At 69.0% G+C, this 20,288-nt stretch carries 18 protein-coding genes; 13 read left to right on the top strand and 5 right to left on the bottom strand.

Annotated features, from left to right (window positions below; genetic code table 11):
* Positions 1 to 24 precede the first annotated feature (24 nt).
* The 6 genes from ACZ6YV_RS31940 (at position 25) to ACZ6YV_RS31915 (ending at position 6,607) form a co-directional block, all read left to right on the top strand.
* On the top strand, positions 25 to 1,287 hold the full coding sequence (locus ACZ6YV_RS31940; RefSeq protein ID WP_465513157.1) for a glutamate-cysteine ligase family protein: 1,263 nt from the start codon (positions 25 to 27) through the stop codon (positions 1,285 to 1,287).
* Entirely contained in the window at positions 1,284 to 2,630 is a 1,347-nt protein-coding gene (egtB, locus tag ACZ6YV_RS31935) for an ergothioneine biosynthesis protein EgtB (protein WP_465513156.1), read from the top strand. Before ACZ6YV_RS31940 ends, egtB begins: the two co-directional genes overlap by 4 nt.
* A 5-nt stretch (positions 2,631 to 2,635) precedes the next feature.
* On the top strand, positions 2,636 to 3,400 hold the full coding sequence (gene egtC, locus ACZ6YV_RS31930) for an ergothioneine biosynthesis protein EgtC (protein WP_465513155.1): 765 nt from the start codon (positions 2,636 to 2,638) through the stop codon (positions 3,398 to 3,400).
* Positions 3,397 to 4,374: an L-histidine N(alpha)-methyltransferase gene (egtD, locus tag ACZ6YV_RS31925; RefSeq protein ID WP_465513154.1), complete on the top strand. Its 978-nt coding sequence runs from the start codon at positions 3,397 to 3,399 to the stop codon at positions 4,372 to 4,374. Before egtC ends, egtD begins: the two co-directional genes overlap by 4 nt.
* A gap of 46 nt (positions 4,375 to 4,420) precedes the next feature.
* Positions 4,421 to 4,843 carry a nitroreductase family deazaflavin-dependent oxidoreductase gene (locus tag ACZ6YV_RS31920; protein WP_465513244.1) on the top strand — a complete coding sequence of 141 codons (423 nt, stop codon included), beginning with the start codon at positions 4,421 to 4,423 and terminating at the stop codon, positions 4,841 to 4,843.
* 156 nt (positions 4,844 to 4,999) lie between these two features.
* Positions 5,000 to 6,607 (top strand): alpha/beta hydrolase, encoded by a 1,608-nt coding sequence (locus tag ACZ6YV_RS31915; protein ID WP_465513153.1) that lies wholly within the window; start codon positions 5,000 to 5,002, stop codon positions 6,605 to 6,607.
* A 203-nt stretch (positions 6,608 to 6,810) separates the two neighbouring features.
* Here ACZ6YV_RS31915 and ACZ6YV_RS31910 read toward each other — a convergent pair whose 3' ends face one another.
* The 3 genes from ACZ6YV_RS31910 to ACZ6YV_RS31900 are packed head-to-tail and all read right to left on the bottom strand — an operon-like array spanning position 6,811 to position 9,495.
* Positions 6,811 to 7,158: a darcynin family protein gene (locus tag ACZ6YV_RS31910; RefSeq protein ID WP_465513152.1), complete on the bottom strand. Its 348-nt coding sequence runs from the start codon at positions 7,156 to 7,158 to the stop codon at positions 6,811 to 6,813.
* A gap of 14 nt (positions 7,159 to 7,172) precedes the next feature.
* Complete coding sequence (locus ACZ6YV_RS31905; protein WP_465513151.1) at positions 7,173 to 8,063, bottom strand: SDR family oxidoreductase; 891 nt, start codon at positions 8,061 to 8,063, stop codon at positions 7,173 to 7,175.
* 13 nt (positions 8,064 to 8,076) lie between these two features.
* On the bottom strand, positions 8,077 to 9,495 hold the full coding sequence (locus ACZ6YV_RS31900) for an MFS transporter (RefSeq protein ID WP_465513243.1): 1,419 nt from the start codon (positions 9,493 to 9,495) through the stop codon (positions 8,077 to 8,079).
* 156 nt (positions 9,496 to 9,651) lie between these two features.
* Here ACZ6YV_RS31900 and ACZ6YV_RS31895 point away from each other — a divergent pair, with 156 nt between their 5' ends.
* Both ACZ6YV_RS31895 and ACZ6YV_RS31890 read left to right on the top strand, forming a co-directional pair.
* Positions 9,652 to 10,554 carry a LysR family transcriptional regulator gene (locus ACZ6YV_RS31895; protein ID WP_465513150.1) on the top strand — a complete coding sequence of 301 codons (903 nt, stop codon included), beginning with the start codon at positions 9,652 to 9,654 and terminating at the stop codon, positions 10,552 to 10,554.
* A 224-nt stretch (positions 10,555 to 10,778) separates the two neighbouring features.
* Positions 10,779 to 11,255 carry an MgtC/SapB family protein gene (locus ACZ6YV_RS31890; protein WP_465513149.1) on the top strand — a complete coding sequence of 159 codons (477 nt, stop codon included), beginning with the start codon at positions 10,779 to 10,781 and terminating at the stop codon, positions 11,253 to 11,255.
* Here ACZ6YV_RS31890 and ACZ6YV_RS31885 read toward each other — a convergent pair.
* Positions 11,252 to 12,052 carry an alpha/beta fold hydrolase gene (locus ACZ6YV_RS31885; RefSeq protein ID WP_465513148.1) on the bottom strand — a complete coding sequence of 267 codons (801 nt, stop codon included), beginning with the start codon at positions 12,050 to 12,052 and terminating at the stop codon, positions 11,252 to 11,254. The two genes, ACZ6YV_RS31890 and ACZ6YV_RS31885, sit on opposite strands and share 4 nt — an antisense overlap.
* 74 nt (positions 12,053 to 12,126) lie before the next feature.
* The gene (gene acnA / locus ACZ6YV_RS31880; protein WP_465513147.1) at positions 12,127 to 14,934 is read right to left on the bottom strand and encodes an aconitate hydratase AcnA; all 2,808 of its coding nucleotides are present in this window, start codon (positions 14,932 to 14,934) and stop codon (positions 12,127 to 12,129) included.
* 342 nt (positions 14,935 to 15,276) lie between these two features.
* Between acnA and ACZ6YV_RS31875 the strand changes: the two genes are divergently transcribed.
* From ACZ6YV_RS31875 to ACZ6YV_RS31855, 5 genes are all read left to right on the top strand, one after another.
* On the top strand, positions 15,277 to 16,626 hold the full coding sequence (locus ACZ6YV_RS31875) for an NlpC/P60 family protein (protein ID WP_465513146.1): 1,350 nt from the start codon (positions 15,277 to 15,279) through the stop codon (positions 16,624 to 16,626).
* Between the two features lie 2 nt (positions 16,627 to 16,628).
* Complete coding sequence (gene mobA / locus ACZ6YV_RS31870; RefSeq protein ID WP_465513145.1) at positions 16,629 to 17,171, top strand: molybdenum cofactor guanylyltransferase; 543 nt, start codon at positions 16,629 to 16,631, stop codon at positions 17,169 to 17,171.
* A 121-nt stretch (positions 17,172 to 17,292) separates the two neighbouring features.
* Positions 17,293 to 18,357 carry an AAA family ATPase gene (locus ACZ6YV_RS31865; protein ID WP_465513144.1) on the top strand — a complete coding sequence of 355 codons (1,065 nt, stop codon included), beginning with the start codon at positions 17,293 to 17,295 and terminating at the stop codon, positions 18,355 to 18,357.
* Between the two features lie 69 nt (positions 18,358 to 18,426).
* On the top strand, positions 18,427 to 19,311 hold the full coding sequence (locus ACZ6YV_RS31860) for a DUF58 domain-containing protein (RefSeq protein ID WP_221473007.1): 885 nt from the start codon (positions 18,427 to 18,429) through the stop codon (positions 19,309 to 19,311).
* A complete protein-coding gene (locus ACZ6YV_RS31855) occupies positions 19,308 to 20,288 on the top strand; it encodes a VWA domain-containing protein (RefSeq protein ID WP_410650489.1) in 981 nt (326 codons plus the stop codon). Before ACZ6YV_RS31860 ends, ACZ6YV_RS31855 begins: the two co-directional genes overlap by 4 nt.

The following is a 20,288-nucleotide window of genomic DNA, read 5'->3' as shown; positions in this document are numbered from 1 at the left end:
GACAACCTACTGGACGGCGGAAAGATGACTACTGTTCATGATTTCCCCGAGAAGTCCGGGAGCGCGTCGAACGCGACGGCGAAGGTCCTCTCGGACCGCGCCGAGGGCGAGGCGTATGTGGCTTCCGTGTGCTTCAAGCACGGGCCACCGAGACTCCTCGGCGTAGAGCTGGAATTCACCGTGCACTACGCCGACGAGCCCGCCCGGCCTCTCGACCCCGACGATCTCGCCACCGCGCTCGGCCCGCACACCCCGCGGACACTGCGCCCCGACAGCCCCGCCCTCCCGCTTCCGGCAGGTTCACCACTGAGCCTCGAGCCCGGATGTCAGGTGGAGATCTCCGCTCAACCACAGACCACGCTGCGCCACCTGGACACCGTCGTCTCGGCCGATCTGGCCCACCTCGAAACCCTTCTCACCGCCCGAGGCCTGTACCTGGGTGACACCGGGATAGACAGGCATCGTGCTCCCGCCCGCAAACTGGGCACACCTCGTTACGCCGCGATGGAGCGCCGCTTCGCCCCGATGGGCGACGGCGGCGCGACGATGATGTGCAGTACCGCGGGCCTGCAGGTCTGTGTGGACACCGGCGAGGCCGATGATCTCGCCGACCGCTGGGCCGCGGTCCACGCGCTCGGTCCGCCCCTGCTGGCCACCTTCGCCAACTCCCGGGTCCACGCCGGACGGGACACCGGCCACGCGTCCGCGCGCTGGCTGGCCGTGATGGACACCGAAAGGGTCCGCACCCGGTCGGCGGAACCGTCCGGCGATCCGGCGGGGGAGTGGGCGCGCAGGATCCTGGACACCCCGCTGATGGTCCTTCCCGGCCGCGACGGCCGCTGGGACGCGCCCGATTCCCTGACCTTCGCCGACTGGATCGACGGACGGGGAGAGAGCGCCGGACTCGGCAAGCCGACCGAGGACGATCTGGCCTATCACCTGACGACCTTCTTCACCCCGGTCCGTCCACAGGGGTACCTGGAGATCCGGTACCTGGACGCCCAGCCCGCGGCCAGGTGGCTGCACCCGGTGGCCCTGCTGGCCGCGCTGCTCGCACGCCCGTCCACAGTGGACAAGGTGCTCGAACTGTGCGAGCCGGTCCTGGGCAGATGGGAGTGCGCGGCCCGGTTCGGCCTGGCCGACAGGGCGATCGCCACCGTCGCGAGCGAGGTGGTGGACCTCGGCTGTGCCGAACTCGGCATGACCGGTCTGCCGCCGGAGACCATCACCGAGATCAGCGAGGGCGTGCAGTCCCTCGTGCGCGGTTCGAGGAGCACCCAGTCATGAGCGTGGAAAGCACCGAGATCAACCCGCTTCGCGCGCTGAGCCCGCAAGACCTGCGGGCTCACGCGGCCGAGGCGCTCACCAGGGCCCGCGAGCGCAGTGTCGCGCTCACCGCCGTCGACGACGAAGAGCTGGTCCGCCAGCACTCGAAACTGATGTCGCCGCTGGTCTGGGACCTCGCGCACATCGGCAGCCAGGAGGAGCTCTGGCTGGTGCGCGACGTCGGCGGACGCGAGGCGCTCCGGCCGGACATCGACGACATCTACGACGCGTTCCAGCACGCCCGCGCGGACCGTCCGGAGCTGCCGTTGCTCGGCCCGGAGGAGACGCGCAAGTACGTCCGCGAGGTCCGGGAGAAGTCCTTCGACATCCTGGAAAACGTTCCGCTGCAAGGCAGGCGGCTCACCGAGGACGCCTTCGCCTTCGGCATGATCACCCAGCACGAGCAGCAGCACGACGAGACCATGCTGGCCACCCACCAGCTCCGCAGGGGCGATCCGGTGCTGCACGCGCCCGCCCCGCCGCCGCGATCCGGGCGGCTGCCCGCGGAGGTGTTCGTGCCCGGCGGTGCCTTCACCATGGGTACCTCCGCCGAGCCGTGGGCGCTCGACAACGAGCGGCCTGCGCACGAGGTCGCGGTGGAGGCGTTCTTCATCGACACCACACCGGTCACCTGCGGGGCCTATGCCGAGTTCCTCGACTCCGGGGGTTACGAAGACCCGAAGTGGTGGAGTGAGCGCGGCTGGGCGTACCGCAGCGAGCACGGCATCCACGCGCCGCGCTTCTGGAAACGGGAGCAGGACGGCTGGTGGCGGACGCGGTTCGGCGTCTACGAAAAGGTGCCCGCCCTGGAGCCGGTGGTCCACGTTTCCTTTCACGAAGCGGAGGCGTACGCCGCATGGGCAGGCCGGCGCTTGCCGACCGAACGTGAGTGGGAGAAGGCCGCCCGCTTCGACCCGGCGACCGGCCGTTCGCGACGGTTCCCCTGGGGCGACGAGGAACCCGCCCCCGAGCACGCCAACCTCGGGCAGCGGCACCTGCGGCCCGCGGAGGTCGGCGCGTACCCGGCGGGCGCCTCACCACTGGGTGTGCACCAGCTGATCGGCGACGTCTGGGAGTGGACCAGCAGCGGATTCGAGGCGTATCCGGGGTTCGCCGCGTTCCCGTACAAGGAGTACTCGGAGGTGTTCTTCGGCGGGGACTACCGGATCCTGCGCGGTGGCTCGTTCGGCACGGACGCGGCGGCCATCCGTGGCACGTTCCGCAACTGGGACCATCCGATCCGACGGCAGATCTTCTCCGGGTTCCGCTGTGCCCGGGACGTGCGACCGAGCGAGGTGGCCTGAGCGGCATGTGCCGTCACCTCGCGTATCTCGGCGAGCCGCGTTCACCCGCCGAGACGGTTTTTCACGCCCCTCATTCGCTGCTCGTGCAGTCCTACGCCCCGGCAGACATGCGGGGCGGCGGTTCGGTCAACGCGGACGGGTACGGCCTCGGCTGGTACACCGAGGCCCCCGATCCGCTGCGGCTGCGCCGGTCCGCTCCTTTGTGGACGGACGGGGACCTGCCCGCGCTCGCCGGGTCGGTGCGGTCGCACGCCTTCATGGCGGCGGTCCGGAACGGCACGACGGGGATGCCGGTGGTCGAGGCGGCGAACGCGCCGTTCACCGGCGGCGGCTACCTCTTCAGCCACAATGGAGTGGTGAAGGGCTGGCCGGATTCGATGGCCGAACTCGCCGCGAAACTGCCGATCACCCGCCTTCTGACGCTGGAGGCGACCACGGACTCGGCGCTGCTGTGGGCTTTGCTGCGTGAGCGGCTCGAAGCGGGCGAAGACCCGCTCGCGGCCGTCACATGGCTGACCGGAGTGGTCGAGGAGGCGGGGCCGGGTTCACGGCTCAACCTCCTGCTGACCGACGGCCGGACGCTCATCGGCACGGCGTGGACGCATTCCCTGTCCTATCGGGACACCGGCGGAGGTGTGCTCGTCGCGTCGGAACCGTGCGACGACAACCCCGGCTGGATCCCTGTTCCCGACCACCACGCCGTCCGGGTCACCGGCGAAGGCGTGCGAATCCTTCCCCTCGAAGCCGATCGGAGCCCTGAGGCACGATGACCGAAGTGGACCTCGACGTACATCACAGCGAGTCGGACATCACCGAGCAACTGCGCTCGGACGTCCGCGCCGGCCTGGAAGCGGACCAGAAGTGGTTGTCGCCCAAATGGTTCTACGACGCGCGCGGCAGCGAACTGTTCGAGAAGATCACCGCACTTCCCGAGTACTACCCGACCCGCAGCGAACGGGAGGTGCTCGCCGAGCGCGGCGGCGAGATAGCGGAAAGCTCCGGCGCGCACACCCTGGTCGAGCTCGGCTCCGGGTCCAGTGAGAAGACCCGCCTCCTCCTCGACGCGCTGACGAAACACGGCACGTTGAAGGAGTTCGTGCCGCTCGACGTCTCCGAAACCGCGCTGGCCGAAGCCGCCGAAGCCATCACGGCCGACTACCCGTCACTCGAAGTCCGCGGTGTGGTCGGCGACTTCACCCGGCATCTCGACCTCCTCCCGGGCGACCGGCCGCGGCTGGTGGTCTTCCTCGGTGGCACGATCGGCAACTTCCTCCCCGCCGACCGTGCCACCTTCCTGCGCTCGGTCCGCGATGTGCTCGACGAGGGGGAGTGGCTTCTCCTCGGGACGGACCTGGTGAAGGACCGGGAAACGCTGGAGCGTGCCTATGACGACGCGGACGGGGTCACCGCCGAGTTCAACCGCAACATGCTCCACGTGATCAACAACGGCCTCGGCGCGAACTTCGATCCGGCCGCCTTCGACCATGTCTCGTATTGGGACGAGGAGAACGAATGGATCGAAATGCGTCTGCGCGCGCGTGAGGCTTTGACCGTCGACATCCCGGGCGCCGATCTGCGGGTGAAGTTCGCCGAGGGCGAATACGTGCGCACCGAGATCTCCGCGAAGTTCCGGCGGGAGGGAATCGCCGCCGAACTGGCCGATGCCGGATTCGCGGTGGAGAAATGGTGGACGGACTCGGAATCACGCTTCGGGGTGAGCCTGGCAAGATCTGTCCGTGACTAACCCTCTCACCTTGCTCGCTCGCGCGCTCGGCACGAAACCGTGGCTCATGGGGCTCGCGGGCGGGATCATCTGGGCGGACAAGAAACTCCACCGCCTGTTCAAGGGGAAGGTGAGCCTGGTCGCGCTGGCCGGGCTCCCTTCCCTGCGGCTGACCACGACAGGCCGTAAGAGCGGTCTGCCCCGTAGTACCAACCTTTTGTACTTCCCGCACGATGGGGACTTCGTGCTCGTCGGCTCCAATTGGGGGAGGCCGAACGATCCCGCGTGGACACACAACCTGCGTTCGCAGCCCGACGCGGTCGTCGCGCTGGCGGGCAAGGAGATCCCGGTCAGGGCCAGGGAACTCCTCGGCGAAGAGTACGAAGCGATGTGGAAACTGCTGCTGGACTTCTGGCCCGGCTACTCCATGGAGGAGCAAGCCGCTCGCCGTGTGTTACCGATCTTCGAGTTAAAGACAACCACTCGATAGGTTCGTACCATCCTTTCGGCCGGTGACTGGGTTACCGGCTTGTGCGAGGCTCGCTTGGTGTTACGCGCCGTGACGTCGACGGCGCACCGTGCGACGTGGTCCGACACGTCGCAAGCCGAGGGAGGAGTCGTTTTGCCGAGATCCACAAGGAGGCCGGTGCGCGGTTTCGCACTGGTAGGGGCACTCGTGGCCGGCGCCGCGTTGACCGGCGCGTCCGGGACGGCCGTCGCCGCCCAGGACGCCGGGACGTCCGCCGCCCAGGTCGGCGTGACCGCGCCGGTGACCTGGGGTGCCTGCACGGCGGACCAGGTCCGCGGTGTTCCAGCAGATCAGGTCAAGTTCTACAGCTGCGCGCGGTACCGCGTACCGATCGACCACGACAACGCGGCGCTCGGCACCATCGACATCGCGATGCTGAAGCGGGCGGCGAAGACGCCCGACAAGAAGGTCGGTTCGCTGTTCCTCAACCCGGGCGGCCCCGGCGGCTCCGGATTCCGGATGCCGATCGGTGCGGCGAACTACTTCCAGCCGCAGGTGCTGGACCGCTTCGACCTGATCGGGTTCGACCCGCGCGGGGTCGGTGCCAGCAACCCGCTCAAATGCTTCACCACGCAGGAGGACGCGAACGACGTCTTCGCCGCGCAGATCCCCGTGCCGCTGTCGCGGCAGGAGATCTCCGGCACGCTGGCGTCGTACCGCGACTACGGCCAGTTCTGCAAGAACAACGCCGGTGGCCTGCTGAACCACATGTCCACCAAGGACGTCGTGCGTGACCTCGACAAGATGCGGGCGGCCGTCGGCGACCAGAAGCTGACCTTCGTCGGCTTCTCGTACGGGACCCTGATCGGGTCGACGTACACGTCGATGTTCCCGAAGCAGAGCCGGGCCATCGTCATCGACGGCAACGTCGACCCGGCGCTGCGCACCAGCGACGGCGTGCAGTACGACCGTGAGCGGGCACGCGGGTTCGAGATCTCGCTGGACGGTTTCCTGCGCAAGTGCGCGCAGGTCGGGCCGAAGTGCTCCTTCAGTTCGGGCACGCCGCGAGAGAAGTTCGACGAGATCCGCGAGTACCTGCGCCAGCAGCCGATCAAGCTGCCGGACGGGAGCAGCTACGACATCAACGCGTTCACCAGCACGGTCTCGGGTGTGCTGTACTCGCCGACGTCGTTCCCGCCGCTGGCCGACGACCTGCAGGCGCTGTACAACGTCGTCCACCCGCCGTCGGCGCAGACGCAGACGGCCCAGGCCGTCGAGCTGAAGGTGCTGCGGTCGGGAGCGAACGGGCGCGCGGACGCGGACCCGGACAGCCCGTACACCGGTGACGACTCCTACTTCGCCGTGAACTGCTCGGACAAGAAGATCACGGTCAAGCAGGAGAAGGTGCCGGAGATCGCCGCGAAGTGGGAGAAGGAATCGCCCACTTTCGGTCGCTACCAGGCATTCTCGGACGTGGCGGGCTGCCCCGTGTGGCCCGCGAAGAAGCCGGACGTCTACCGCGGCCCGTGGCAGGCCAAGACCGACACCCCGGTGCTGGTCGTCGGCAACTACTACGACCCGGCGACCCAGTACCTGTTCGCGAAGCGGATGGCCGACGAGCTGGGCAACGCCCGGCTGCTCTCGGTCGACGCCTTCGGGCACTGCATCCTGGGTGACTCGCTCGGGGTGGACAAGGTGACGGCCGACTACCTGATCGACCTGAAGATCCCGGCCAACGGCCAGGTGTTCCAGCCGAACGTCCAGCCGTTCGAAACCACTGCCTGAAACCTGGGCTCGTGAACACGAAGGCCACCGTCGCGACGGTGGCCTTCGTGGCCTTCGTGGCGTTCGGGGACCGGTCCCGGGCGCCCTGCCCTAGGTTTCCGGGCGGGGAGGCTGGATGAAGCGGGGCGAGCTTCTCGCTCCGGTTGTCCGGGTGGGTAACCAGGGCACCGGCCGAGACCGTCGGTGCCCTGGCCCCGCCGATCTCAGACGTTGACGCTCGCGTGGGCGTCCAAGCCGTAGTTCGTGGCGTACGCGTTTTCGACACCGACCAGCAGGTCGACGATCTCGAAGTACCGGTCCCAGAACGGCGTCTCGCGCAGTGCCTCGATGAGCAGCTGGTACGAGTGGTGGTCCTCGGCCTCCCAGACCCACACGTCGGTCACGCGCGCGGAGTAGAACTCGGTGTCGAAGAACCGGGACCGGACTCCCTTCACCTTGCTCTCGATCGCCGGGAGGACTTCGGTGGTGAAGGCCTCCACCCGCTGCTCGACGGTGAGGCCGAGCCATTCGGGTGTGGTCTTCACCAGGATGAAAGCGGTCACTTCGGACATGGTGTTCCTTCCTTTCAGGCGTAGGCGCCGGCTTCGATGTCCTCGGCCAGGGTCGGTCCGAAGGGGGCCCACTTGAGGAGTTCGCGGGTGTGCTCACTCGACGCGGACATGTCCAGCCCGAAGAACCGGCCGACGAAGCCGAAGTGCTCGGCGCCGTTCTCCGGCGCGACAGACACCACGGGGACGTCGAGCATCCGTCCGACGGCTTCGGCGATTTCCTTTGTCGTGACGGCTTCTTCGGCGACAGCGTGGAGCAGCGAGCCGGTGGGCGCGCCCTCCAGCCCCAGCCGGACGAGCCGGGCCGCGTCGGTGCGGTGCACCGCGGCCCAGGCGTTGGTGCCGTCGCCGAGGTAGCCGGAGACGCCGTGCTTGCGGGCGGCCGCGACGAGCCCCGAGACGAAGCCGTGGTCGCCGACGCCGTGGACAGAGGGCGCGAACCGGGCACTGATCACCCGCATGCCCTTCTCGGCGTACTCGAGGGCGAGGTTCTCGGCGCCACCGCGATGAGAGTCGGGGCCGACAGCGGGGGAGAGGTCGGTTTCGACGGCGGGACGCCCGGTGACGAGGGTCGAAAGCCCCGCGGCGAGAACGAAGGCCCGGCCCGTCCCGGTCAGCGCGTCGGCGAAGGTCTGGACGGCGGCTCGCTCGGCACGGTTGGACTCGGCGGGGTTGCCCCAGTCGTGCTTGTTCGCCAGGTGGATGACGGCTTCGGCCTCGTCGGCGCCCGCGCGGAGACCGTCGAGGTCGTCCAGGTCGCCGCGGCGGACCCGGGCCCCCTTCCGCTCCAGCGTGGCGGCGGAGGCGTCCGAGCGGGCGAGGCCGGTGACCTCGTGGCCGGCGTCGAGCAACTCGTCCACGACGGCCGAGCCGATCCAGCCGGTCGCTCCGGTGACGAATACGTGCATGGGATTGCTCCTTCTACTTGGTGTTGCGGGAAAGGCGTGATTGCAGGACGACGAGCGCCCCGAGGACGAGCACACTCACGCCGATCACCCGCAGGGCCGTGCTCGTACTGGTGACGAACGCGGAAATCACTTCGGGGGCGCGGCCCGGCGCGGTGGCGAGGGCCTGCGCCACGGTGTGCGGATCGTGCTCCGCACGGAGGTCGGGCGGCAGCGCGGCGACGAACTGTCCGGTGAGGACGGTGCCGATGACCGCGACGCCGAGCGCGCTGCCGAACTCGCGGGTGGTGGCTTGCAGCCCGGCGCCGACACCGGCCTGAGCAGGCGGCAGCGAACCGGAGATCGCGGCGGACAGCGTCGGAAGGGCCAGCGTGACACCGATGCCGGTCACCACGAGCCAGGCCGCGTAGACGGGGTACGGCGTCGAGGCGTCGTTTGTGGACAGTCCGACGAGGCCGCAGCCGCAGAAGACGAACGCGATGGCGACGGTGGCGTCGACGCCGATGCGCTGGACGAGCTTGCCCACCTTCCGCGCGCCGAGGATGACCGGCACGGTCAGCGGGATGATCCCCAGCCCGGTCAGCAGCACACTGAATCCCTTGCCGTACTGCAGGAAGGACGCGTTGACGTAGAACAGCGCGAACATCCCGAAGAAGATCGCGGTCATGCCGAGACAGGCACTGCGCAGCGCGGGCACGCGGAACAACCGGGGATCGAGCAGCGGATGCTCGGCCTTCAGTTCCACGAACGTCCACAGGGCGAACAGCACGACCGAACCGGCGAACCCGGTCAGGACGATGGGGCTGCCCCAACCCTTTTCGGGGCCTTCGACGATGCCGACCAGCAACGCGACCGACGCGCCGACGAGCAGGACGGCGCCGAGCGGGCCGATCGGCCGGTCGTGCCGCGGGGACACCGGCGCGATCCGGGCGACGAGCGCGGCGAGCACCAGGGAGAGCGGGACAGCGGCCGCGAACAGCCAGCGCCACGACCCGCCGGACAGCACCGCGCCGCCGCCGACGTTCCCGACGACACCGCCGATCCCGGTCATAGACGCCCAGGTCGCGATGGTCATGCCCTTGCGTTCGGCGGGCACTGCGTGCAGCAGGACGGCGAGCGTGTTGGGTAGCACGGCGGCGGCGCCGACCCCGGTGATCGCCCGGCCCGCCAGCAGGACCGGCACGTTCGGCGCGACCGTCGACAGCAGCGCGCCGGCCGCGAACAACGCCAGGCCGGCGAGCAGGACACCCTTGCGGCCGAAGCGATCGCCCGCGGCGCCGCCGGGGATCACGAGACAGGCGAAGAAGACGACGTAGGTGTCGACGATCCAGATCAGCGCCGACGCGGACGGGTGGAGGTCGCTCGCGGCCAGCATCGGGACAGCGAGGTTGATCGCGGCGACCATCCCGACCACGAGCACGACACAGGCGCACATGACGGCCAGCAGGCCGGTTCGCGAGGCCGGACGGCTCGCCGCGGCTGCGGCGTCGTCACGGATGTGAAGTCGGAGTGGCATGTCCGCAAAGCTATTGACCAGCATGGTCTTCGTGCCACGCAACTTTGGCAAAGAGTAGTTGCGTACCATGCAACTATGGCCGATCAGCTGGACCTGAACCTTCTACGGGTGTTCGACGCGTTGCTGCGGGAGGGCAGCGTGACGGCGGCCGCCGAGCGACTGCACCTGTCGATCCCGGCGGCGAGCCGGGCGCTGGGCAGGCTGCGGCGGGCGATGGGGGACCCGATCCTGGTGCGTGCCGGCCGCGGGATGGTGCCGACGCCGTTCGCGCTCCGGACCGTGCCGCGCGTGCGGTCGCTGCTGGACGAGGCGTCCGCCCTGATCAGCGCCGACCGTGACCTGGCGATCGGCGACCTCGAACGCACCTTCACCATCCGCATCAACGACGGTGTCGCCGCGACACTCACGACCGCGGCCGTCGAGGCGACCGCCGCCGTCGCGCCGGGTGTGGTCCTGCGTTTCGTGGCCGAAGGCAGCGAGAGCACCGAAGCGCTACGGGACGGCTCGGTGGATCTGGACATCGGCGCCGGTGACGTCACCGCGCCCGACATCCGTGCGATGCCGCTGTACCGCGAACGAGTGGTCGGGATCGCCAGGGCGGACGGCCCGCTCGGCGGCACACGGCACCCGACGCTGGCTCAGCTTTGCCGGTATCCGCACGTTTCCGCCTCCCGGCGCGGCAGGGGAAGGGGACCGCTCGACGACGTGCTCGAAGCGGCCGGTCTCCAGCGCCGGGTCGCGGCGGTCGTCCCCACGTCCGCCGTCGCCGCGTTCCTCGTGTCGTCGAGCGACTACGTCGGACTCGTGCCGTCTCGGCTCGCCGAGCAGTACGGCCGGTCGCTCGGCCTTCGCTGGTTCCCGATCCCCGCGGACCTCCCGGAGATCGAAGTCTGCCTGCTCTGGCACGCGCGTCTCGACGCCGATCCGGCCCAGCGCTGGCTGCGCGAAACGATCCGCGACGCGCTCGGGTCCCTGTGAGCCCGTCCACGCGAGGGGTGGCCGGACGGCGGTCCGGTGGTACAGTCCCGAAGGTTGATCAGCACCGATCGAGCAAGAAAGCGAGGTGAGCGGCACATGCCGGAAGACAGTTCTGGATCGACCGGAAGCGGTCGCCGTTCACCCGTGTGCGCGGTGCGCTGACCCTTTCCGGTCTCCTTCCCCTGTCTGGCTTTGTGTACGCACGCCAGAAAAGAGCCGGAATCATGAACACCTTCGAAATGCTGCTCAGGGTCGGCACCGGCGTCGGCCTCGGCGCCGTCATCGGCATCGAGCGCCAGTACCGCGCCCGGATGGCCGGACTCCGCACCAACGCCCTCGTCGCCGTCGGCGCCACCCTCTTCGTCCTGTTGTCCGCCCACGGTTTCGGCGGGCTGAACACCAGTGGCGACGCCGACCCGACGCGGGTCGCCGCCCAGATCGTCTCCGGCATCGGCTTCCTCGGCGCCGGGGTGATCCTGCGGGACGGGCTGAACGTCCGCGGGCTCAACACCGCCGCCACGCTGTGGTGCTCGGCGGCCGTCGGATCCCTTGCGGGAGCGGGACTTTACGTCGTCGCGCTCGCCGGGACCGTGGTCATCGTCGGGGTCAACGTGCTGTTGCGCCCGCTCGGCCGCGTCGTCGACCGCCGCCCGGAGAACCGGGAAGAGTGCTCGGAGCAGGAAGAGCCCGAGGGGGCTTAGCAGTCCAGGAAGTCCAGCAATATCCGCGAAAACATGCCGGGCTGCTCCAGGTTGACCATGTGCGCGACCCCGGGAACGACGAGTTTTCGGGCGTCGCGTGCCTCGGTTTCGATCCGGTCGGCGATGGCGAGGATGTCCGAGGAATCCAGATCGCCCACCAGCGTCAAGGTGCGCGGCGTCAGCTCGCCGACGCGTTCGATGGCCCGCAGTTCGTCCATCAGCATGAAGCCGCTGCCGCGGTGCCGGGTGATCGTCTGCGTGTACATCTCCTGGCACCGCCGCCGGACGTCCTGGTCGACGACTCCCGGGGCACGGTGCGGACCGTCCACCCACATCCGCAGGATGCATTCGATGGCGGCGGGGAGATCGCCCCTGGCGCCCGCTTCTTCGAGCTTCTTGTTCTGCTCCAGGACAAAGGGATCCTTGGTCACCATGGCGCTGAGCCCGGTGGCCACGAGGACGAGGTTCTCGACCAGGTCCGGGTGGGTCAGCGCGAAGTCGGCCGCGATCCGCCCGCCGCCGGACAGCCCGACCAGCGAGGCGCGGGGGAGTGACAGCGCGCTCATCAGCTCGCGGAGATCGTCGTAGTGCCTGAACCGCTCTGTCGGCGTGGACGAGTCGCCGTGCCCGCGCGCGTCGTACCGGATGGCGGTGTGACGCTGTTCGAGCGCCGTCATCTCGGCGTCCCACATCCGCGAGTCGAGCATCCCGCCGTGTAGCAGGACGACGGGGTCACCCTCGCCCCGGATCTCGTACGCGAGCTCGCCGTTCTCGACCTGAATCCGACCGTGGGCCATATGTCCACGCTACCGAAAACGCACGAAGGCCCCTTTCCCCAAAGTGCGGGGAAAGGGGCCGACTTGGGCGTTATCTACGCCTGGGTCATCTTCCGCAGGACGTACTGCAGGATGCCGCCGTTGCGGTAGTAGTCCGCCTCACCCGGGGTGTCGATGCGGACGTCCGCGTCGAACTCCACCTTGGTGCCGTCGGTCTTCGTCGCGGTGACGTGGACCGTGCGCGGGGTTTCGCCGTCGTTCAGCTTCGTGATGCCCGAGATGTCGAACGTCTCGGTGCCGTCGAGGCCGAGCGACGAGGCCGACTCGCCCGCCGGGAACTGCAGCGGGATGACACCCATGCCGATCAGGTTCGACCGGTGGATGCGCTCGAACGACTCGGTGATCACCGCGCGCACGCCCAGGAGCGAGGTGCCCTTGGCCGCCCAGTCACGCGACGAACCGGAGCCGTACTCCTTGCCGCCCAGGACGACCAGCGGGATGTCCTGCGCCGCGTAGTTCTGCGCCGCGTCGTAGATGAACGACTGCGGGGCGTCGTCCTGGGTGAAGTCGCGGGTGTAGCCGCCCTGCACGTCGTCCAGCAGCTGGTTGCGCAGCCGGATGTTCGCGAAGGTGCCGCGGATCATGACCTCGTGGTTACCGCGACGCGAGCCGTAGGAGTTGAAGTCCTTCTTCTCCACACCGTGCTCGGTCAGGTACTGCGCGGCCGGGGTACCCGGCTTGATCGCGCCGGCGGGGGAGATGTGGTCGGTGGTGACCGAGTCGCCCAGCTTCGCCAGCACGCGCGCTCCGGCGATGTCGGTGACCGCCGACGGCTCCGCCTTCATGCCCTCGAAGTACGGGGGCTTCCGGACGTAGGTGGACTTCGCGTCCCAGTCGAAGGTCTTGCCCTCGGGGGTCGGCAGCGACTTCCACCGCTCGCCACCGTCGAAGACGTCGGCGTAGTCCTTGGTGAACATCTCCTGCGTGATCGCGTAGTCGATGGTCTCCTGGATTTCCGTGGCCGAGGGCCAGATGTCCTTCAGGAAGACGTCGTTGCCTTCGGTGTCCTGGCCGAGTGGCTGGTTCTCGAAGTCGAAGTCCATCGTGCCGGCGAGCGCGTACGCGATGACCAGCGGCGGCGACGCGAGGTAGTTCATCTTCACGTCGGGGTTGATGCGGCCTTCGAAGTTCCGGTTGCCCGAGAGCACCGAAACCGCGGTGAGGTCGTTCTCCTGAATCGCCGCGGAGATCTCGTCCGACAGCGGGCCCGAGTTACCGATGCAGGTGGTGCAGCCGTAGCCGACCAGGTGGTAGCCCAGCTTCTCCAGGTACGGCCACAGGTTGGCCTTGGTGTAGTAGTCCGTGACGACCTGCGAACCCGGCGCCATCGAGGTCTTGACCCACGGCTTGACCGCGAGACCCTTGTCGACCGCGTTCCGCGCGAGCAGCGCCGCGCCGAGCATGACCGACGGGTTGGAGGTGTTGGTGCAGGAGGTGATCGAGGCGATCACCACGGCGCCGTGGTCGAGGATGAACTCGCCGCGGTCGGACGTGCTGACCTTGACCGGGTTGGTCGGGCGGCCGCTGTGGCCGTTCGCCGCCGACTGGACCTCGACCGCGTCCTCGTCCTTGAAAGAGAGGGCGGCGGGGTCGCTGGCCGGGAAGGTCTCCTCGACGCTCTCGTCCACGTTGGTGTGCGGGACCTGCTCGCCACCGACGTAGTCGTGGATCGACTTGCGGAACGAGTTCTTCGCGTCGGTGAGCTCGATGCGGTCCTGCGGGCGCTTCGGGCCGGCGATCGACGGGACGACCGTCGAGAGGTCCAGCTCGATGTACTCGGAGAACTCCGGCTCGTGCGACGGGTCGTGCCAGAGGCCCTGCTCCTTGGCGTACGCCTCGACGAGCGCGACCTGCTCCTCGGAGCGGCCGGTGAGCTTGAGGTAGCGGACGGTCTCCTCGTCGATCGGGAAGATCGCCGCGGTGGAGCCGAACTCCGGGCTCATGTTGCCGATGGTGGCGCGGTTGGCCAGCGGCACCGCGCCGACGCTCTCGCCGTAGAACTCGACGAACTTGCTGACCACACCGTGCTTGCGCAGCATCTCGGTGATGGTGAGCACGACGTCGGTGGCGGTGACGCCGGTCGGGATCTCGCCGGTGAGCTTGAAGCCCACGACGCGCGGGATGAGCATGGAGACGGGCTGGCCCAGCATGGCCGCCTCGGCCTCGATGCCGCCGACGCCCCAGCCCAGCACGCCAAGGCCGTTGACCATGGTGGTGTGCGAGTCGGTGCCGACGCAGGAGTCGGGGTACGCCTGGCCGTTGCGGGACATGACCGTGCGCGCGAGGTGCTCGATGTTGACCTGGTGCACGATGCCGGTGCCCGGCGGGACGACCTTGAACTCGTCGAAGGCGCCCTGGCCCCAGCGCAGGAACTGGTAGCGCTCGCGGTTGCGCTCGTACTCGATCTCGACGTTGCGCTCGAAGGCGTCGGCGCGGCCGAAGACGTCGATGATGACCGAGTGGTCGATGACCAGCTCGGCGGGCGCCAGCGGGTTGACCTTGTCCGGGTCACCGCCGAGGTCGGTGACGGCCTCGCGCATGGTGGCGAGGTCGACGACGCAGGGCACGCCGGTGAAGTCCTGCATGATCACGCGGGCCGGCGTGAACTGGATCTCGATCGACGGGTCCGCACTGGCGTCCCAGTTGCCGAGCGCGCGGATGTGGTCGGCGGTGATGTTCGCGCCGTCTTCGGTCCGCAGCAGGTTCTCGAGCAGGATCTTCAGGCTGTAGGGAAGGCGCTGGGAGCCCTCGACCTTGTTCAGGCGGAAGACCTCGTAGGAGGCGTCGCCGACCTTCAGCGTGTCTTTGGCGCCGAAGCTGTCCTTGCTGGCAGGTGCTGTCACTTCTTACTCCAGTGGCGGGTCAGTTCGGTGTGTTCTCCTGGCCGTTCGGGTCGGCCCGGAGCGAGTGTTGCGCACCCCCACCGTAAGTCCGGACCCGGGATGGCACACCTCGTTCGTCCTCTCAAACAGTACGCCTGTACTTTTTGGCTGGCAAGCCGACACGCGGGTAGGGAACATCTCACCGACCTGCGTCCATTCGAGTGACGAAACGTTCGTCTGTTCGTCCCCCGTTGAGGGGAAATGGTGCCTACGGTGTGTAAGTTCCTGGTGGTGCTTCTGGTAATGCTGTGACAGCAGTGGCACAGTGAGGCCGTTGTTTCAAGATCAGGAGGTGGGTGGATCGTGCGTGGTGAAACCGGGTCTGGGGCCGGTGCCCGCCGTGGCACGACCATCGGCGCGCTGGGGATCGCCCTGTTGCTCGGGGTGACTGGTACCGCCATCGCGGTACCGCCGCCCCCGCCGAACCCCAGCGACTCCGAAATCAACTCCAGCAAGGCCGACGCCAACGCCAAGGCGGGCGACGTCGGCAAGCTCACGAACCAGCTGGCCCAGGCCGAGTCGAAGCTCGCCCAGCTCAACGACGACGTCGAGCTGAAGATGGAAGAGGCCAACAAGGCGAGGGTCGACGCCGACACCGCGCAGGACGAAGCCGCGCAGGCGGACCGCGAAGCGCAGTCCGCGCGCACCGAATCCGACGCCGCGCAGGCGACCATCGACAAGGCCCGCGCCGACCTCGACAAGTTCGCCGCCGCCAGTTTCCAGCAGGGCAGCACCATCGGTTCGGTGTCGGCGTACATCACCGCAGACAGTCCCAAGGAGCTGCTCGGCCGCGCCCAGCTGCTCGACGCGGTCGGCGGCAGCAGGCTGAACGCGCTCGACACGATGAAGCGCGCGCAGACGGAGAAGTCCAACAAGGACGCGACGGCGCGCAAGAAGCTGGAGATCGCGCAGGAGCGCAAGCGCGCGGCCGAAGCGGCCAAACACGAGGCCGACAACGCACAGAGCGCCGCGCAGCACGCGCAGGACACGCAGTCGACGCAGAACGAGAAGCTCGAAGCCGACAAGACGAGCGTCGAGAAGCAGCTCTTCGAAGCGCAGCAGAAGGTCAGCGGGCTGCAGGGGCAGCGGCAGCGCTACGAGGACTGGAAGGCGCAGAAGGCCCGCGAGGACGAGGAGCGTGCTCGTCAGGCCGCTCTCGCCGCGTCGAGGCCCAGCCAAGGCGGCGGTGGCCGTCCGTCGAGTGGCAGGCCGGTCCAGTCGGCTCCCGCCGGGGCGAGTGTCGAAGCGGCCGTCCAGCGGGCGTTGTCGCAGCTGGGACTCCCGTACGCGTGGGGCGGCGGCAACACCTCCGGTCCGACGCGCGGTATCCGGGACGGCGGCACGGCCGACCGGTACGGCGACTACATGAAGATCGGCTTCGACTGCTCGGGCCTGATGATCTACGCGTTCGCCGGGGTGCGGGCGCTTCCGCACTACAGCGGATACCAGTACAACGCCGGGCGAAGGGTGCCGCTTTCGCAGATGCGCCGCGGCGACATGCTCTTCTGGGGCGGCGGCGGAGGCATCCACCACGTCGCGATGTACCTCGGGAACGGGCAGATGGTCGAAGCGCCGCAGTCGGGCCTGCGGGTCCGGGTCGCGCCGGTGCGCTACGGCGGCATCATGCCGTACGCGGCCCGCTTGATCGGCTAGGCGTGGCGTACGCGGGGATCGTGCTGGCGGGCGGTGCCGCGCGCCGCCTGTCCGGTGTGGACAAACCCGCGCTCCCCGTTGGCGGGAAGCCGTTGCTGACCAGGGCTCTGGCCGCCCTGGTGGACGCCGACCCGGTGATCGTGGTCGGCCCTGGACGGCCCGGTTTCGGCGACGTGCTGTGGACACGGGAGTCTTCGCCCGGAGCGGGTCCGGTGGCCGCGCTGGCGGCCGGTCTCGCGTTGGTGCGCACGGAGATCGTCGTCGTGCTGGCCGGGGATCTCGCCGGAGTCCGGTCGTCCACTGTGGATCGGTTGGTGACTTCGCTCGGCGCCGCTTCGGGGGCAGTGCTGCTCGACGCCTCAGGGGAGCGGCAGTGGCTCCTCGGTGCCTGGCGGGTGGAAGCGCTGCGCGCGGCCTTGCCGGAGACGGTCGAGAACGCCTCGCTGCGGCGGACCTTGGGCGGGCTGGAGATCGTCGATGTACCCGAAGAGCCAGGGGAGAGCGACGACATCGACACGCCGGAGGACCTCGACCGCTGGTCGTGAGAGCCCCTTCACAGCCGTCATACCGCTGATCGGGTTGGCTACCTTCACGAACGGCTGTGCCACCGACCACTACGGTCACATCCGGACGGAACAACGCAAGCGGGGAACACAGGAGGCACGAGTGACCGAGCCCGGCTACGCCGACGGCGCGCAGCAGCAGCCCGGAACGCCGGCGCGGGACGCCCAGTTGCTGGAGCGGACCGTGTTCGAGGTCAAACGGATCATCGTCGGCCAGGACAGGCTGGTCGAGCGGATGCTGGTCGGCCTGCTGGCCAGGGGACACCTCCTGCTCGAAGGCGTGCCCGGCGTCGCGAAGACCCTCGCCGTCGAGACCTTCGCGCGAGTGGTCGGCGGCTCGTTCTCGCGCGTGCAGTTCACCCCGGACCTGGTCCCCGCCGACATCCTCGGCACCCGGATCTACCGCCAGGGCGCCGAGCGGTTCGACGTCGAACTCGGCCCGGTCGTGGCGAACTTCGTGCTCGCCGACGAGATCAACCGCGCGCCCGCGAAGGTGCAGTCGGCGATGCTCGAGGTGATGGCCGAGCGGCACGTGTCGATCGGCGGCCAGACCTTCTCGATGCCCGACCCGTTCCTCGTGCTCGCCACGCAGAACCCGATCGAGAACGAGGGCGTGTACCCGCTGCCCGAGGCGCAGCGCGACCGGTTCCTGTTCAAGATCGTCGTCGAGTACCCGACCGCCGAGGAAGAGCGGGAGATCATCTACCGGATGGGCGTCACCCCGCCCACCCCGCAAGAGGTGCTGAGCCCGAGCGAGCTGGTCCGGCTGCAGAACGTCGCTTCGCAGGTCTTCGTGCACCACGCGCTGGTCGACTACGTCGTCCGCCTCGTGCTCACCACCCGTACGCCGAACGACCACGGCCTCGCCGACGTCGCGGGCTGGGTGTCCTACGGTGCCTCTCCGCGTGCCAGCCTCGGCATCATCGCCGCTTCGCGGGCGCTGGCGCTGGTCCGCGGCCGGGACTACGTGCTGCCGCAGGACGTCGTCGACGTCGTCCCCGACGTGCTGCGCCACCGGCTCGTGCTGTCCTACGACGCGCTGGCCGACGGCGTCCCCATCGACCACATCATCACGCGGGTGCTGCAGACCGTGCCCCTGCCGCAGGTCTCGGCCCGTCCTCAGGGCGGCGCCGCGCAGGGTGTCCCGGCCGGTGCGCCGGTCAGGTAGGGAATCCGCGTGAAGAACGAGAAGGGCGAACGTCCTTCCTGGGCACCGCCGGTACTGCGCGGGGAGCGGATGGAGGCGGGCCTGCGCACGCTCGAACTCGACGTGCGCCGCCGCCTCGACGGTCTGCTGCAGGGAAACCATCTCGGCCTCGTGCCGGGGCCGGGTTCGGAGCCAGGGGAGGCCCGGCCGTACCAGCCCGGTGACGACGTCCGCCGGATGGACTGGGCGGTCACCGCGCGGACGACCAGTCCGCACATCCGGGAGACCGTCGCCGACCGTGAGCTGGAGACGTGGCTGGTGGCGGACGTGTCCGCGAGCCTCGACTTCGGCACGGCGCTATGCGAGAAGCGTGACCTGGTCGTCTGCGCGACAGCCGCGGTCGCCCATCTGACCGGCGGCGGTGGCAACCGGATCGGCGCGCTCGTCTCCAACGGGGCGGGCAGCATCACGCGGATTCCGGCGCGTGGCGGGCTCCCGCACGCGCGAGGGCTGGTCCGCAAGCTCGCCGAGACCCCGCGTGCCGAGGAAGGTGTCCGCGGGGACCTCGCCGCGGCGCTGGAAAAACTGCGCCGTCCGCCCCGCCGTCGCGGGCTCGCCGTCGTGATCTCCGACTTCCTCGGTGACACCGAATGGCAGCGCCCGTTGCGCGCGCTCGGCGGGCACCACGACCTCATCGCCATCGAAGTCCTCGACCCGCGCGACATCGACCTGCCCGACGTGGGCACCGTCGTGCTGGCCGACCCGGAGACAGGGAAACAGCGCGAAGTGCACGCTTCGGCCTTGCTGCGCAAGGAATTCGGCGCCGCGGCGCACGCTCACCGGCAGGAGGTCGCGGCCGCGCTGCGCCGGGCCGGTGCCGCGCATCTGGTGCTGCGCACCGATTCGGACTGGATCGCGGACATGGTCCGGTTCGTGGTGGCCCGCAAGCGCCGCTGGTCCGGTGGTGTCGCGTGAGCCTCACCGGATTCGCCTCGCCGTGGTGGTTCCTGCTGCTGCTGGCGGTCGCCGCGGTGGCCGTGGGCTACGTGCTTTCCCAGCGTGCGCGGCGCAAGCGCACCCTGCGGTTCGCCAACCTGGAACTGCTGGAGAAGGTCGCGCCGAAGAGCCAGGGATGGGTGCGGCACGTGCCCGCCATCCTGATCGTGCTCTCGCTTCTGGTGCTCACCGTCGCGCTCGCCGGGCCGACGGCCGAGCAGAAGGTGCCGCGCAACCGGGCCACCGTGATGCTGGTGATCGACACCTCGCTGTCGATGGAGGCGACCGACGTCGCCCCGACCCGGCTGAAAGCGGCTCAGGAGTCGGCGCGTTCGTTCGCGCAGAACATGACGCCGGGGGTCAACCTCGGGCTGATCTCCTTCGCGGGGACGGCGACCGTGCTGGTCGCGCCGACCACCGATCGCGGCGGTGTGGTGAAGGCGATCGACAACCTGAAGCTGGCGCAGTCGACGGCTACCGGCGAAGGGATCTTCGCCGCGTTGCAGTCGATCGAGAGCTTCTCGGCGATCGTCGGCGGCGCGGAAGGCCCGCCCCCCGCACGGATCGTCCTGATGAGCGACGGCAAGCAGACCGTCCCGGACGACCTGTACGCACCGCGAGGCGGCTACACGGCAGCGCAGGCGGCGAAGCAGGCCCAGGTGCCGATCTCGTCGATCTCGTTCGGGACCACGCACGGCTCGGTCGACATCGACGGCAAGCCCCAGGACGTGAAGGTCGACGACGAATCGCTGGAGGAGATCGCCCGGCTTTCCGGTGGCGACTTCTACAAGGCGGCCAGCGCGGACGAGCTGAAACGCGTGTACGACGACCTCGGCGAGCAGATCGGATATGAGCTGAAGGACGCCGACGCGAGCCGTCCCTGGGTCATCCTCGGGACTCTGGTGCTGATGATCGGCGCCGCCGCTTCGCTCTTCCTGGGGCAACGCCTGCCGTAG

The organism is Amycolatopsis sp. NPDC102522 (genome assembly GCF_055584485.1).
Note: the sequence above shows the minus strand (reverse complement) of the source record. Positions and strands in the feature narration are given on the sequence as shown.

What these genes read in the sequence shown, in the direction of transcription:
- ACZ6YV_RS31940 (WP_465513157.1), top strand. Translation starts at nt 25, where the DNA reads ATGACTACTGTTCATGATTTCCCCGAGAAGTCCGGGAGCGCGTCGAAC.
- egtB (WP_465513156.1), top strand. Translation starts at nt 1,284, where the DNA reads ATGAGCGTGGAAAGCACCGAGATCAACCCGCTTCGCGCGCTGAGCCCG.
- egtC (WP_465513155.1), top strand. Translation starts at nt 2,636, where the DNA reads ATGTGCCGTCACCTCGCGTATCTCGGCGAGCCGCGTTCACCCGCCGAG.
- egtD (WP_465513154.1), top strand. Translation starts at nt 3,397, where the DNA reads ATGACCGAAGTGGACCTCGACGTACATCACAGCGAGTCGGACATCACC.
- ACZ6YV_RS31920 (WP_465513244.1), top strand. Translation starts at nt 4,421, where the DNA reads ATGGGGCTCGCGGGCGGGATCATCTGGGCGGACAAGAAACTCCACCGC.
- ACZ6YV_RS31910 (WP_465513152.1), bottom strand. Translation starts at nt 7,158, where the DNA reads ATGTCCGAAGTGACCGCTTTCATCCTGGTGAAGACCACACCCGAATGG.
- ACZ6YV_RS31905 (WP_465513151.1), bottom strand. Translation starts at nt 8,063, where the DNA reads ATGCACGTATTCGTCACCGGAGCGACCGGCTGGATCGGCTCGGCCGTC.
- ACZ6YV_RS31900 (WP_465513243.1), bottom strand. Translation starts at nt 9,495, where the DNA reads ATGTGCGCCTGTGTCGTGCTCGTGGTCGGGATGGTCGCCGCGATCAAC.
- ACZ6YV_RS31895 (WP_465513150.1), top strand. Translation starts at nt 9,652, where the DNA reads ATGGCCGATCAGCTGGACCTGAACCTTCTACGGGTGTTCGACGCGTTG.
- ACZ6YV_RS31890 (WP_465513149.1), top strand. Translation starts at nt 10,779, where the DNA reads ATGAACACCTTCGAAATGCTGCTCAGGGTCGGCACCGGCGTCGGCCTC.
- ACZ6YV_RS31885 (WP_465513148.1), bottom strand. Translation starts at nt 12,052, where the DNA reads ATGGCCCACGGTCGGATTCAGGTCGAGAACGGCGAGCTCGCGTACGAG.
- ACZ6YV_RS31860 (WP_221473007.1), top strand. Translation starts at nt 18,427, where the DNA reads ATGGAGGCGGGCCTGCGCACGCTCGAACTCGACGTGCGCCGCCGCCTC.